The sequence below is a fragment of the Arthrobacter sp. TJ-266 genome (assembly GCF_058269115.1).
Genome location: NZ_JBZCNC010000005.1, coordinates 36,044 through 49,636, shown reverse-complemented (window position 1 = coordinate 49,636; position 13,593 = coordinate 36,044). Strand labels below are relative to the sequence as shown.

Annotated in this window: 10 protein-coding genes and 1 tRNA gene; 4 read left to right on the top strand and 7 right to left on the bottom strand. The window is 70.7% G+C overall.

The features are described from left to right. Positions 1-63: 63 nt before the first annotated feature. The 5 genes from AC4D12_RS14720 to AC4D12_RS14700 form a co-directional block, all read right to left on the bottom strand. Positions 64-136: transfer RNA gene (locus AC4D12_RS14720), tRNA-Asn, on the bottom strand. A 54-nt stretch (positions 137-190) separates the two neighbouring features. Then, positions 191-2,185 (bottom strand): DNA primase, encoded by a 1,995-nt coding sequence (dnaG, locus tag AC4D12_RS14715; RefSeq protein WP_490950703.1) that lies wholly within the window; start codon positions 2,183-2,185, stop codon positions 191-193. Positions 2,186-2,258: 73 nt separating this feature from the next. Continuing rightward, positions 2,259-3,542, bottom strand: coding sequence for a deoxyguanosinetriphosphate triphosphohydrolase (locus AC4D12_RS14710; protein WP_490950702.1), 1,284 nt, complete (start codon positions 3,540-3,542; stop codon positions 2,259-2,261). Positions 3,543-3,624: 82 nt separating this feature from the next. Next, on the bottom strand, positions 3,625-4,830 hold the full coding sequence (gene dusB, locus AC4D12_RS14705; protein ID WP_490950822.1) for a tRNA dihydrouridine synthase DusB: 1,206 nt from the start codon (positions 4,828-4,830) through the stop codon (positions 3,625-3,627). A gap of 158 nt (positions 4,831-4,988) precedes the next feature. Continuing rightward, on the bottom strand, positions 4,989-6,536 hold the full coding sequence (locus AC4D12_RS14700; RefSeq protein WP_490950701.1) for a YibE/F family protein: 1,548 nt from the start codon (positions 6,534-6,536) through the stop codon (positions 4,989-4,991). Positions 6,537-6,750: 214 nt separating this feature from the next. Here AC4D12_RS14700 and AC4D12_RS14695 point away from each other — a divergent pair, with 214 nt between their 5' ends. From AC4D12_RS14695 to AC4D12_RS14685, 3 genes are all read left to right on the top strand, one after another. Next, positions 6,751-7,479: an alpha/beta hydrolase gene (locus AC4D12_RS14695; protein ID WP_490950700.1), complete on the top strand. Its 729-nt coding sequence runs from the start codon at positions 6,751-6,753 to the stop codon at positions 7,477-7,479. Between the two features lie 77 nt (positions 7,480-7,556). Beyond that, a complete protein-coding gene (locus AC4D12_RS14690; protein ID WP_490950699.1) occupies positions 7,557-8,372 on the top strand; it encodes a DUF1295 domain-containing protein in 816 nt (271 codons plus the stop codon). Positions 8,373-8,374: 2 nt separating this feature from the next. After that, the gene (locus tag AC4D12_RS14685; RefSeq protein ID WP_490950698.1) at positions 8,375-9,190 is read left to right on the top strand and encodes a lysophospholipid acyltransferase family protein; all 816 of its coding nucleotides are present in this window, start codon (positions 8,375-8,377) and stop codon (positions 9,188-9,190) included. Positions 9,191-9,293: 103 nt separating this feature from the next. On the opposite strand, the gene AC4D12_RS14680 is transcribed toward AC4D12_RS14685, so the two are convergent. Further along, on the bottom strand, positions 9,294-10,205 hold the full coding sequence (locus AC4D12_RS14680) for a GNAT family N-acetyltransferase (RefSeq protein WP_490950697.1): 912 nt from the start codon (positions 10,203-10,205) through the stop codon (positions 9,294-9,296). After that, positions 10,205-11,593: a glycine--tRNA ligase gene (locus AC4D12_RS14675; RefSeq protein WP_490950696.1), complete on the bottom strand. Its 1,389-nt coding sequence runs from the start codon at positions 11,591-11,593 to the stop codon at positions 10,205-10,207. The genes AC4D12_RS14680 and AC4D12_RS14675 overlap by 1 nt, the downstream gene beginning before the upstream one ends. A 319-nt stretch (positions 11,594-11,912) precedes the next feature. On the opposite strand from AC4D12_RS14675, the gene AC4D12_RS14670 reads away from it, so the two are divergent. Continuing rightward, positions 11,913-13,538 carry a M28 family peptidase gene (locus AC4D12_RS14670; protein ID WP_490950695.1) on the top strand — a complete coding sequence of 542 codons (1,626 nt, stop codon included), beginning with the start codon at positions 11,913-11,915 and terminating at the stop codon, positions 13,536-13,538. Positions 13,539-13,593 lie beyond the last annotated feature (55 nt).

Below are 13,593 nucleotides of genomic sequence, written 5' to 3'. Positions count from 1 at the left end.
TCACCCGGGCCCCCAAAAGGAACGCCCCCGACCGGTGTTACCACTGGTCAGGGGCGTCTTCTGCTCCTCCGACTGGACTTGAACCAGTAACCCTTCGATTAACAGTCGAATGCTCTGCCAATTGAGCTACGGAGGAATGCGCGGTTACCACTCTACATAGGTTGCAGGGCTGAATGAAATCGTCCGGGGGTCAGTCCACGCGGAGCTGACGGCGCTGCATCTCCAGCTCCATGAGGTCCCGCTGCAGCTGGTTGTAGAGAGCCGGATCAGCCGCAGGATCCATGCGCTGGAGCTGCCCCAGCTTCTCCGCCTTCTGCTGCGTGATCCTCATCTCGGTGAGCCGGTTGAGGATGTCCCGGCAGTAGTTGACCATGGCGTCGGCGTCCTTCGCGGGCAGCGGCCGGACGGCGAGTTCGCTCACCAGCGGACGCAGGACGTCCGGCACGCCCTCACGAACGGCCTCGACCCAGCGGGAGAGCTCGGCGCCCGCCGCGCCTGCCGCGATCACCGCGGTGTGCAGGGCTTCGTACACGGGCACCGTGAAGTGCGACGTCGAGAAGCTCTCCCACTGCACCGCCGTCAGCATCGTGGGCTGCTGGAGCACCACCTCGAGGGCCTCACGCTCCATGCGGGCGATCGGGTCACGGGGATCCGGTCGCTCGAAGTAGGGCTCGTCGGAAGCACCGGACCCCGGACCCTCGGCGCCGTCCGGCCGCCGGTCGCCCTGCTGCCCCAATCCCGACGGGCCCGAGCCGCCCTGCCCCTGCTGGGAGTACTGCCGCCCGCCGGACGACTGCCCTCCCGATGACGACCCGGACGACGACTGCGCGCTCGACGCCTCGCGCCGCGCAGCCGAGGAGACGGCTCGCGCCACCTGGTCCTCCCCCACGTACTGCATCCCGAGCCAGCGGGACAGCTCGCGCGTGTAGGTGGAACGGAGGGACACGTCGCGGATCTGCGCCACGATCGGGGCGGCGTGGCGTAGTGCCTTGACCTGTCCCTCGCCCGAGGAGAGGTCGAAGTTCTCGAAGGAGGCCTTGATCGCGAACTCGAAGAGGGGCCGCCGGTCGGCAATCAGCGCGCGCACGGCGTCGTCGCCCCTGGTCTGGCGCAACTCGCACGGATCGGCGCCGGACGCCTCGACGGCCACGTAGGTCTGGGAGGTGAAGCGCTGGTCCTCCTCGAAGGCGCGCAACGCCGCCTTCTGTCCGGCGGCGTCGCCGTCGAAGGTGAAGATCACCTCGCCACCCGTGCCGTCGTCGGAGAGGAGCCTGCGCGCGATCTTGATGTGGTCCGTTCCGAAGGCCGTACCGCAGGTGGCGACGGCGGTACCCACGCCTGCGAGGTGGCACGCCATGACGTCCGTGTACCCCTCGACGACCACGAGCTGCCGGTTCTTGGCGATCTCGCGCTTGGCCAGGTCGATGCCGTAGAGCACCTGCGACTTCTTGTAGAGCGAGGTCTCCGGGGTGTTGAGGTACTTGGGTCCCTGATCGTCCTCGTAGAGCTTCCGCGCCCCGAAGCCCACGGTCTCGCCCGTGATGCCGCGGATGGGCCAGATCAACCGGCCGCGGAAGCGGTCGTAGAAACGCCCCGCGTTGCTCGACGAGGCGCTGAACATGCCGGTGAGCTTCAGCTCGTCCATGCTGAAGCCGCGCCCGGTGAGGTGGTTGAGCAGTGTGTCCCAGCCCTGGGGTGCGTAGCCGACCCCGAACTGCTCGGCGGCGGCGCGGTCGAACCCGCGGCCCTGGAGGAACTCCCGGGCCGTCGCGGCGTTCGGTGTGAGGAGCTGGTCGCGGTAGAACTCAGCGGCGATCTTGTGGGCGTCCAGGAGGCGCTGCCGTCGGCCCACGTCCTCGCGGCGAGGGCCCGTGCCGCCGTCCTCGTAGTGCAGCTCGAAGCCGATCCGCGCGGCGAGCTTCTCGACCGTCTCCGAGAACGAGGTGTGGTCCAGTTTCTGCACGAAGGAGATGACGTCACCGCCCTCGCCGCACCCGAAGCAGTGGTAGGACCCCATCTGCGGCCTGACGTGGAAGGACGGCGAGCGCTCGTCGTGGAAGGGACACAGCCCCTTGAAGGAGCCGATGCCCGCCGATTTCAGGGTGACGTACCCCTCGACCACTTCCTTGATGTCCGTCCGCTGACGGACCTCATCGATGTCTTCACGCTTGATGAGTCCGGGCATGGCCCCAGTTTAGGCCCGCCCCTCCACGGCCCCGGACGCAGGCCGGGAGCATGTGGGCAAACACTCCCGGGCGTCACCAGAGGGCGGGGACGGGGCCCACGATCCGCTCGTGCAGTCCGAGCGCCGAAGCGTCGGTGAGCGAGGCGACCTGGTCGACGACGACGCGCAGGCGGGCGTCGTCGTCGGCCGCCTCTCGCCAGTCCGCTGCGAACATCGGCTCGAGGAAGCGGTCACCGTCGGCGTGGATCTGGGCCACCAGCGACGTCAGGACCTCGCGCTGCCGCTCGTAGAGCGGCTGGCGGTGGTCGGTGGTCATGACGTAGGTGGTGGCGAGGCCCTTCATCACGGCGATCTCCATGATGGTCTCCTCCGGCACCACCATCTCGGCGTTGTACCGCGTCAGGGGGTCCGGCCCGTAGATGGAGCGCGTCGACTCCATGGCGCTGAGGCAGAACCGGCCGATCAGCTGGCTCGTCATGTTCTTCAGGGCCGCCATGGAGCGGCGCGTGCCGTCGGCCTCGCGCACCCACACCGGGGTCCGTTCGAGCCGCGCGAGGGCGGCGTCCACGGCGGCGGCGTCGCTGCCCGGCAGGTACCACTGCTGGGTGTAACCGACCACCCGGGCGCGCGCGTCGGCGCTGTCCATCCACTTCAGCTGCAGGTGACCGGCGACGATCGCGTCCTCGACGTCGTGCACCGAGTAGGAGATGTCGTCGGCGAGGTCCATGACCTGGGCCTCCAGGCAGGAGCGGCCCTCGGGGGCCCCGTCGCGCAGCCAGGAGAAGACAGGGAGGTCGTCGTCGTACGCCCCGAACTTGGTGGTGCGTCGGCCCGCGAGCACCGGCGCGGAGGACGCCGTCCACGGGTACTTGCAGGCGGCATCGAGGCTCGCGCGCGTGAGGTTGAGGCCGGCCGGCCCGCCGTCGGCCTGCACCACCTTCGGCTCGAGGCGCGTGAGGAGGCGGAGCGTCTGGGCGTTGCCCTCGAACCCGCCGATGGCATGGGCGATGCCGTTGAGCGCGGACTCGCCGTTGTGCCCGAACGGCGGGTGGCCGAGGTCGTGCGCGAGGCACGCGGTGTCGACGATGTCCGGGTCGCAGCCCAGCGTCCGGCCCAGCTCGCGGCCCACCTGGGCCACCTCGAGCGAATGGGTGAGGCGCGTGCGCACGAAGTCGTCCGTGTCGGGCGCCACGACCTGCGTCTTCGCACCGAGGCGTCGCAGCGCGGACGAGTGCAGCACGCGGGCGCGGTCACGCTCGAAGTCGGTGCGGTGCGAGCTCTTCGCGTGCTCGGCCACCCAGCGCTCGGTGTCCGACGGGCTGTAGCCCGTGGTGGCGGCGAGATCGAGGAAGCTCATGATGCCTTTCTAGTGCACGGACGAGCGGGGGAAGAGCGGAGGTCGCCGGATGTGGACGGGGATCGACGGCGCGGACGGGACGTCATCCGCCGGAGACATCCACCTCGGCGGCGGCGATGTCCGCCTGCTGCGCCTCGTTGAGCACGCGGCCGTCGAGCCAGTGCTCGGGGAGGGCGGTCTTCTTCGGCGATCCGGCCCGCCCGCGTGGCCCTTCGGCGTCCTGGCCGGGGTAGGGCGACGTCGCGTCGAGTTCGTCCAGCAGGCCCCGCAGCACCTCCAGCGTGGGAACGGCGGCGAGCTTGGCCCGCAGTTCCCCGCCGACCACGTACCCCTTGAAGTACCACGCCATGTGCTTACGGATGTCACGGAGGCCCATCATCTCGCTGCCGAAGGTCTCCACGAGGAGCTCAGCGTGCCGGTACACGGTCTCCGCCACCTGACCCAGGCCCGGACGGTGCCGGGACGCGCTGCCCTCGAAGGCGTTCATGAGGTCGCCGAAGAGCCACGGCCGCCCCTGGCAGCCGCGGCCGATCACGACGCCGTCCACACCGGTCTGCCGGACCATGCGCACGGCGTCCTCGGCGCTCCAGATGTCCCCGTTGCCGAGCACGGGGATGTCCGGGAGGGCTTCGCGGAGTTCGGCGATGGCGTTCCAGTCGGCCTGGCCGGAGTAGAACTGCGACGCGGTGCGTCCGTGGAGGGCGACGGCGGCCACCCCGCTGTCGCGGGCGATCTTCCCCGCCTCACGGAACGTCAGGTGGTCCTCGTCGATGCCTTTGCGCATCTTGATGGTCAGCGGCACGTCACCCTTCGACGCCTCGCGGACCGCCGTCTGCACGATCGCCGTGAAGAGGTCGAGCTTCCAGGGCAGGGCCGCACCGCCGCCCTTCCGGGTGACCTTCGGCACGGGGCAGCCGAAGTTGAGGTCGATGTGGTCGGCGCGGTCCTCCTCGACGAGGAGCCGGACGGCCGCCCCGACGGTCTTCGGGTCCACCCCGTACAGCTGCACGGAGCGGACCGCCTCGTCGTCGTCGTGGGAGATGATGCGCATCGACTCGGGGCTGCGCTCCACGAGCGCGCGCGAGGTGACCATCTCGGAGACGTACAGGCCGCCGCCGTACTCGCGGCACAGGCGGCGGAAGGCCTTGTTGGTGATGCCGGCCATCGGCGCGAGGATCACGGGCGTGGTCACCGTGATGTTGCCGAGCGTCAGGGGCGGGAGGTCGAGTTTGAGGGCCGCGTCGGTCCGGTCGGGGACGACGTCGATCGCTGCGTCGGGCGCGTTCACCGAGGGCGCGGGAGCGGGATGGGTGGTCACGGCAGTCACCCCTCCATTGTCGCAAGGCTCCGCAAATCCGGGACGGTGCGGGTTCCGCTCGTCGATCGCCGCCCCGAGGCCACCGGGTGGCCGACGTCGTTCCCGGGCGGCCTTCCGCCAGGCGTTCGTCATGCGTCGTCCTCCCCGGGTCGACCGGAGCGCAGATCACCGCGGTACCCGCCGCCGGACGTATCCGTCCCGCTGCCATCCTGCCCGCCCTGCCCGCCGTCCCGGCTCCTCGTGAGCGCGTCGCGCCGCTCCCCCACCGCCACCCGCCGTTCGCCCGGCCGGAGGGCCGTCAAGCGCGGTGCGTGACGCACGGCAGGCGGCGATCCGCCGTCGGCCGTGTGAACCGCCGTGCCGTCGGCACGCGGATCACCCTCGTGAGCCGCATCGACGCCGCGGTCGCCCCCTGTCGAAGCGCCGACGGCGGATCGCCCGCCTCCCCTCGGCCCCACCGCCTTCACCACGAGGACCGCCACGAGCGTGGTCAGCGGGATCGCGAGGACCAGTCCGATCGACCCCACCAGGGTCCGGACCACCTCCTCGGCGAGCTCACCGCTGGTCAGGGTGTCGAGCAGCGCGCGGTCGTAGAGGGACACGAGGATCAGCACGGGCAGGGCGGCACCGGCATACGCGAAGGCGATGGTGTAGACGGTCGAGGCGATGTGGTCGCGACCGATGCGCATGGCGGACCCGAACAGCTGGCGCGCGGGCGTCTCCGGCGCGAGCTCGTACAGCTCCCACACCGAGGACGACTGCGTGATGGTGACGTCGTTGAGCACGCCGAGGCCGGAGATGATGAGCCCGCACAGGATGATCGACGAGATGGACAGCTCGTCCGAGGCGTTGACCAGCGTGTACGCGTTCTCGTCCCCCACCCCGGTCAGGTGCGCGGCATCGGTGGCCCACGCGGCGAGCAGTGCCGTGATACCGAGACCGAACACCGTTCCCAGCAGCGCCGTGGAGGTCCGCGCGGAGAACCCGTGCGCGAAGTACAGCACGCCGTACATGATCACCACGGAACCCACGAGGCCGAGGAACAGCGGCGGCGCCCCGTCGAGGAGACCGGGCAGGATGAACTGCGCGAGGACCACGAGAGCGCCGACGAGCCCGATCATCGCGCGCAGCCCGCGCCACCGCGCGACCGCCACCACGACGACGGCGTAGACCACCGCGAGCGCGACGATCGGCACCGACCGCACGAAGTCGACGAAGACGTAGGCCGCCGCTCCGCCCTGCACGACGCCCGCGAGGTCGAGGTAGCGGATCTCGTCACCGGGCTCGACGGCGTCGGTCATCGCCAGTTCCGGCGTCACCTCGACGGCGATCCGGTCACCGCCGGCGGCGGGCTCGGTGTAGGCGACGGTGCAGGTGCTCGCCGTCCCTCCGGCGTCGACCACGGCCTGTGAGGAGGGGCAGTCCGCCTCGGTGACCTCCCGGACGGTGCCGCGTTCGAAGCTGACCCCCTCGGCGGTGGCGTAGGGGTTCGCGACCGAGAGCGAGCCGCGGTCGCCGTCGGGCCACAGCAGGATCATCGCGACGAGCGTGATGACGCCGATGGGTACGAGGATCATCGAGAGCAGGAGCGTGGCCCGCCGCCGCGTGGCAATCGCGGAGGGTGACGGCTCCGAACCCTCGTCGGAGCGAGCGGCCTGCAGGTGGCTGTGGCCCACGGTGGTACCTCGGCTGGTCGGGGACGTGCGGTCTGATCCGGAGATCCTGGAGGCGGGTGCGGAACCCGGCGGGGCCGGGCGCCGTGTGCGATTCTACGGTGGGGCCGAGCCGGTTCCGGCGAAGGCGAGGCCAGGACCCGCGCCCACTCGGCAACGAAGCAGAGCTCCTCGAGCATGGAACGCCCCACGGGGCACGAAGGGACGGTGGGCACCGATGGCCCCAGCAGGACCAGCGCGCGAGCAGGACCCGGTGGTGAGGGTCACCGGCGCGTCGTCGGACGTCCGCGGTGTCGCGCTCGTCCTCCATGGCGGCCGCGCGAACAGTTTCGACGCAGCGGAGGCGTACCACCTCAGCCCTCTGCGGATGCGTCCGTTCGCCGCCCGTCTCGCAGCACAGGGCGGCCCGCACGGTCTCGCGGTCTGGACCCTGCGCAACCGCGTGCGGGGCTGGAACGGAGCGGACCAGTCCGCCCTCACGGACGCCCGGTGGGCGCTCGACCGCATCGAGGCGCAGCATCCGGGACTGCCGGTGTACCTCCTGGGGCACTCGATGGGCGGGCTGACCGCCCTCTACGCTGCCGACCACCCGCAGGTGCGCAGCATCAGCGCCCTGGCACCGTGGCTGGAACCCTCGGCCCCGGTCGAGCAGGTCCGCGGGCGGAACGTCCTCATCATGCACGGCGACACGGACCGCTGGACGAGTCCGACGGCGTCGCTCTCCTTCGCCCGCCGGGCCCAGGGTGTGGCCCGGGACGTCCGGTACGTGCGCATGCTCGGTGCCGGTCACTTCATGCTGCGCTCCGTGCCCGTCTGGCACGGCATGAGCACTTCCTTCCTCCTGCGGCACTTCGCCGAGGACACCGGAGCGGCGATCAGCTCCCGGGCGCTCGAGGCGTCGGAATCCCTCTATCGCGCGAACGATCCGCTGGGCATCACCGCCTGAGCCGGCCCCGGCCGCTCCTCCGTCCCCGTCACCGCATCCCGTCCAGCCCATCTCTTCACCCCTCCCAGAAGGCTCCCGTGCCCAGCTTCCCGTTCCCCGCGTTCCTCACCGGACTCGCCCTCTCGATCCTCGCCGTCGTCCTCCTGATGGCGGTGACCTTCGCCGTCGCGACCGCGCAGCGGCGCCACTCCGTGATCGACGTGACCTGGGGGCTCGGCTTCGTGGTGATCGCCGCCGTCACGTTCCTCGCCTCCGCCGGCGTGGAGGATGCCGACGACGGCCGGCGCCTGCTCGTGCTGGTACTCGTCGCGGTGTGGGGCGTGAGACTCGCCGCGTTCATCGGGTGGCGCGCCCGCGGTGGCGAGGAGGACCCCCGCTACACCGCGATGCTGGCCGATCCGCAGGGCTCCCCGGCGCTCCTGGCCCTCCGGAAGGTGTACCTCCCACAGGCGGGCGTCATGCTGTTCGTCTCCCTGCCCCTCCAGGTGGCGATGGTCAGCACCGGGCCGCTCGGGGTCGTCGCGTGGGCAGGTGCACTCGTGTGGGCGGCGGGACTGGCGTTCGAGGCCGTCGGCGATCACCAGCTCTCCGCGTTCAGGAACGACCCCGCACGCCGCGGCACGGTGCTCGACACCGGCCTCTGGCGCTACACGCGCCACCCCAACTACTTCGGTGACGCCCTGGTGTGGACGGGGCTGTTCCTCGTGGCCGCCGACTCGTGGCCGGGGATCCTCACGGTGCTCTCCCCTGCCCTGATGATCTGGGCGCTCGCCGGGAAGACGGGCAAGCCCCTCACCGAGCAGCGGATGTCCGGCCGGCCGGGGTACAAAGAGTACATGGAGCGCACGAGCGGGTTCCTCCCGCTGCCGCCGAGAGCCGGAAGAGGTATCTGAGCATGGGATGGAAGCCGCGGCAGAGCGACCGCATGTACCGGACGGTCGTGTACGCGGGGAAGGCCGTCTTCACGGCGCTGCGCCTGCCGGTGACGGTCTCCGGGACGGAGAACCTGCCCGCCTCGGATCCCCTCGACGGCCGTTCACGCCGCGCGGTCCCCGGACACGGCGCGGTGGTCGCGATCACGCACTTCGGCTACCTCGACTTCGCCTTCGCCGAGCTGGTCCTCTGGAACCACGCCCGCATCCAGGCCCGGTACCTGATCTCGAAGCGAGCAGTGGAGCACTGGTTCGTCAGCCCGTTCGTCTACGGGCTCGGGCACGTCATCACCGACCGCAAGGCCGGAGCGGCCGCGTACGACGACGCCCTGGCGCGCCTGCGCGCCGGCGAGTACGTGGCGATCCTGCCCGAGGCCGGGGTCTCCCGCAGCTTCACCGTCCGCGCGCTCAAGACCGGCGCGGTGCGCCTCGCCGCCGAGGCGGGCGTGCCGGTCATCCCCGTCTCGGTGTGGGGCTCGCACAGGCTGCTCACCCGCGGGCACGGCTTCTCGGTCAGGCGCGCGCTGCGGACGCCCGTCCGCGTGCACGTGAACCCTCCGATCCACCACGCACCGGGCCTCGACGTCGCCGTCGAGACGGAGGAGCTGCGCCGCGAGCTGCAGAACGGCATCGACCTCTGCATCGCCGACTACCCGGGACAGCCCGAGCCGGGCGCCTGGTGGATGCCCGCGCACCTCGGCGGCGGCGCCATGACGGACGAGGAACGCGAGGCGGCGGACCTCGCCGACCAGAAGGCCGGCCGGCACGATCGCGGCTGACGCCTGTCGATTCGGTCGGTCGGCAGCGTCGGTCGCACGCCGGTGCCGCCGACTGCGCCGATCGCGCCGCGGATGGTCCGGTCCGCGGAACCGGAGCCTCACCTCAGGCGGTCGCGACGACCAGCGTCTCCGGCCCGGCGAGCCGCGCTGCGCCCGTGCCCAGCAGGGGCTCGACGACGGCGACGAGGGCCTCCATCGCGTCGTCGATCTCGAGCTGGATGGGGTACTGGTGCACGAGCATCGCGATCATCGTGGCCACCGCGGCCTGCTGCTCCGTGGGCGTGAGCGTGGTGTCGTAGCCGAGGAGGACGTCCGCGGGATCGTCGGTCCGCGCCTGGGTGTAGCTGACCGCGAACGCCGCGATCGCTCCGCCGTCGGCCCTGGGACGATCACGCAGGACGATCGCCCCGCCGGCCCCGCTCGCCTCCCCGAGGAAGAGCTGCTGGGCCCTGCCGAGGCTGAGGTCGGCGCGGTCCCACCCGTGCACGGACTCGTAGAACGTCGCCAGCGCGCGCGTCAGCTCCACCGAGCCGGTGGCGGCCTCCTCGAGCTGGGGCCCGGCGGGGTCGTCGAAGGAGGGAGCCGCGAGTGCGCCGGGCCCGACGACGACGAGCCGCGAGCGCTGCAGCGTCCCGAAGCCCGTGGCCTCGGCGAAGGCCGCGCCGGTGGTCTCGGGCGAGACCTTCGTCCGCAGGGCCGTGACGCCCGACGGCGAGAGCGCGGCCTCGTGCTGCAGCATCGTCAGGAGCGTCGAGCCGACGCCCGAACGGCGGTGGTCCTCGGCGACCTCGATGTAGCACCACAACCGGTCCGGATGCAGCGCGGCACCGTAGACGCAGCCCGCCGCCACGGGGACGCCCTTGTCCACGGCCGTGATGCAGCGGTTCCACGGCTGGTCCGACGGCGTGCGGAAGGATCCGCGGAACTGCTCGGCGGCGGCCGTCTCCGGGCCACCCCACAGCTGGAGCAGCTCGAGGTCGTCGCCCTCCTGCCAGGCGCGGTACTCGAGAGCCATCAGGCTCCGATCAGGCGCGCGGCGAGGTATCCCTGCACCTGGTCGAGCGCAACGCGCTCCTGCGCCATGGTGTCGCGCTCGCGGATCGTGACGGCCTGGTCCTCGAGCGTGTCGAAGTCCACCGTGATGCAGAACGGCGTGCCGATCTCGTCCTGGCGGCGGTAACGCCGCCCGATGGCACCGGCGTCGTCGAACTCGATGTTCCAGCCCTTGCGGAGCTGCGCGGCGAGGTCCTTCGCCTTCGGCGAGAGGTCCTCGTTGCGGCTGAGCGGCAGCACGGCGGCCTTGACCGGTGCGAGGCGGGGGTCGAGCCTCAGGACCGTGCGCTTGTCCACGCCGCCCTTGGCGTTGGGTGCTTCGTCCTCGGTGTAGGCATCCACGAGGAAGGCCATGAAGGAGCGCGTCAGGCCCGCCGCGGGCTCGATCACGAACGGCGTGTAGCGCTCGTTGGTGGCCTGGTTGAAGTAGCCGAGGTCCGTGCCGGAGTGCTTCGAGTGCGTCGAGAGGTCGAAGTCCGTCCGGTTGGCGACGCCCTCGAGCTCACCCCACTCCGAGCCCTGGAAGCCGAAGCGGTACTCGATGTCCGTGGTGCCCTTCGAGTAGTGGCTCAGCTTCTCGAGCGGATGGACGAAGAGCCGCAGGTTCTCGGGGTTGATGCCGAGGCCGGTGTACCAGTCGAAGCGCTCCTTGATCCAGTACTCGTGCCACTGCTCGTCGGTGCCGGGCTCCACGAAGAACTCCATCTCCATCTGCTCGAACTCGCGCGTCCGGAAGATGAAGTTGCCGGGCGTGATCTCGTTGCGGAAGCTCTTGCCGATCTGACCGATCCCGAACGGGGGCTTCTTCCGCGCGGTGGTCAGCACGTTGTTGAAGTTTACGAAGATGCCCTGGGCGGTCTCGGGGCGCAGGTAGTGCATGCCCTCCTCGGACGCGACGGGGCCGAGGAAGGTCTTCAGCAGCCCGGAGAACTCCTGCGGCGGGGTCCACTGGCCCTTCGTGCCGCAGTTCGCGCAGGTGATGTCCTGGAGTCCGTTCTCCGGGGCACGGCCCTTCTTCTCCTCGAACTCCTCCTCCAGGTGGTCGGCCCGGTAGCGCTTGTGGCAGGAGAGGCACTCGACCAGCGGGTCGCTGAACACGTCGACGTGTCCGGAGGCCTCCCACACCTGACGCGGCAGGATGACGGCGGAATCGAGTCCGACGACGTCCTCACGGCCGCGCACCATGGTCTGCCACCACTGACGCTTGATGTTCTCCTTGAGCTCGGCGCCGAGCGGTCCGTAGTCCCACGCCGAGCGCGAGCCGCCGTAGATCTCCCCCGACTGGAACACGAAGCCGCGCCGTTTGGCGAGCGAGATGATGGGGTCGAGCGCGGACTTGGCCTGTGCCACGGAGTTCTCCAGTTCTGTGCAGGCCGCTGGGTGCGGTCCCACGGGGTCGAGCGGGGGGGCGGATACGTGCGACGCCGCCCGCCGTCGCCGTCGACCGCGGGCGGAAAGCCACCCGGCAAGCCTACCGGGTGGCACGTCGCGGCACTCGTGATCGGCGAGCTCCGCCGCCCGCTCGGCGCACGTCCGCCGCCTGGGGGCGCGGATCGACGGCGTCGGCCCTTGACCGCCGGCCGAAAGCTTCCTAGGTTGAGGGCACCGTCGACGTGACACACGTCACTCGCGCCCGTGTGATCGGGCGTTCGCCTCACGAAGGACCCTCATGCCCCACCCCATTGCACCATCGCGCGCCCGCCTCGGCCGCGCCGCGCTCGCCATCGCCGGGAGCGTCGCGCTCGTGGCAGGGAGCGGCGTCACCGCGACCGCTGCACCCACGTTCGATTCCAGCACCAACAACTCCTCGAAGAAGCTGCGAGCCGCGGTGACGGTCGACAAGGTGGTCGGTCATCTCACGGCGCTCGACGCCATCGCCGAGGCCAACGGCAACACCCGCGCCTCGGGCACGGAGGGCTACTCCGATTCGGTGGACTACATCGTCGGGAAACTCACCGCCGCCGGCTACACGCCGACCATCCAGACGTTCCTCTTCCCCTACTTCGCCGAACTGTCCCCCGCCGTCCTGGAGGAGACCGCCCCGGATGCCACGACCTACGGCGCCGAGGACGTCGCTACCATGGACTTCTCGGGAGCGGGCGACGTCTCCGCCGCGATCCGCACCATCGACACGACAGGCACAGCGAGTGCGACCGGCACGAGCGGCTGCGAGCCGTCCGACTTCGCGGGCTTCACCCCCGGATCGATCGCCCTGGTCCAGCGCGGTGGCTGCACCTTCGCGATCAAGGCCGAGAACGCCGAGGCCGCAGGTGCTGCTGCCGTCGTCATCTTCAACACCGGCGTGGGCCTCAACACGGGCCCGGTGGCGGGAACGCTCGGGGCACCCGGCGTGGTCGACATCCCCGTGGTGGGAGCGAGCTTCACAGCGGGCAACGCCCTCATCGGCGAGGGCGTCAGTGGCCGCGTGGCCGTGGACACCATCTCCGAGAACCGCGAGACGTACAACGTGCTCGCCGAGACGGCCACGGGTGATCCGGACAACGTGGTGATGGTGGGCGCGCACCTCGACAGCGTGCTCGCCGGACCCGGCATCAACGACAACGGCACGGGCAGCGCGGGCATCCTCGCGGTGGCCGAGGGCATGAGCAAGGTCACGACGGCCAACAAGGTGCGCTTCGCCTGGTGGGGTGCCGAGGAGGAAGGCCTGCTCGGGGCCGAGTTCTATGTGGCCGACCTCGTGGAGAAGGACGAGCTGGACAGCGTGGGCCTGTACCTCAACTTCGACATGATCGGTTCGCCGAACTTCGGCCGCTTCGTGTACGACGGCGACAACTCCGCCTTCCCGGTCGGTCCCGACGCCGCCGCGGGCCCGGAGGGGTCCGGCCAGATCGAGCAGGACTTCCACGACTACTTCGCGTCGCAAGGCCTCGCCTCGGGCGAGACCGCGTTCAGCGGCCGGAGCGACTACGGACCCTTCATCGCCGAGGGCGTTCCTGCCGGTGGTCTGTTCACCGGCGCCGAGGGCATCAAGACCGTCGAGCAGGCAGCCCTGTTCGGCGGCGTGGCCGGCGCACCGTACGACGCCTGCTACCACGTGGCCTGCGATGACACGAACAACCTCAGCATCGAGGCGCTCGACCAGCTGAGCGACGCCGTGGCGCACCTGACCGTGACCTATGCCTCCAGCACCTTCGGTGTGAACGGCGCCGGCGCACCGGTCAAGGGCAAGGGCAAGAAGGACCGCTTCGAGGGCAACCCCCTCGGTGGCGGCACCGAGAGCGGCGGCGGGCTCCACCCGGAGCACGACCACGACCACGACGTCGCGGACCGCTGACCCGCACCACCAGCAGCAGCACCACCAGCAGCATCAGTGAGGAACTCAGTACAGG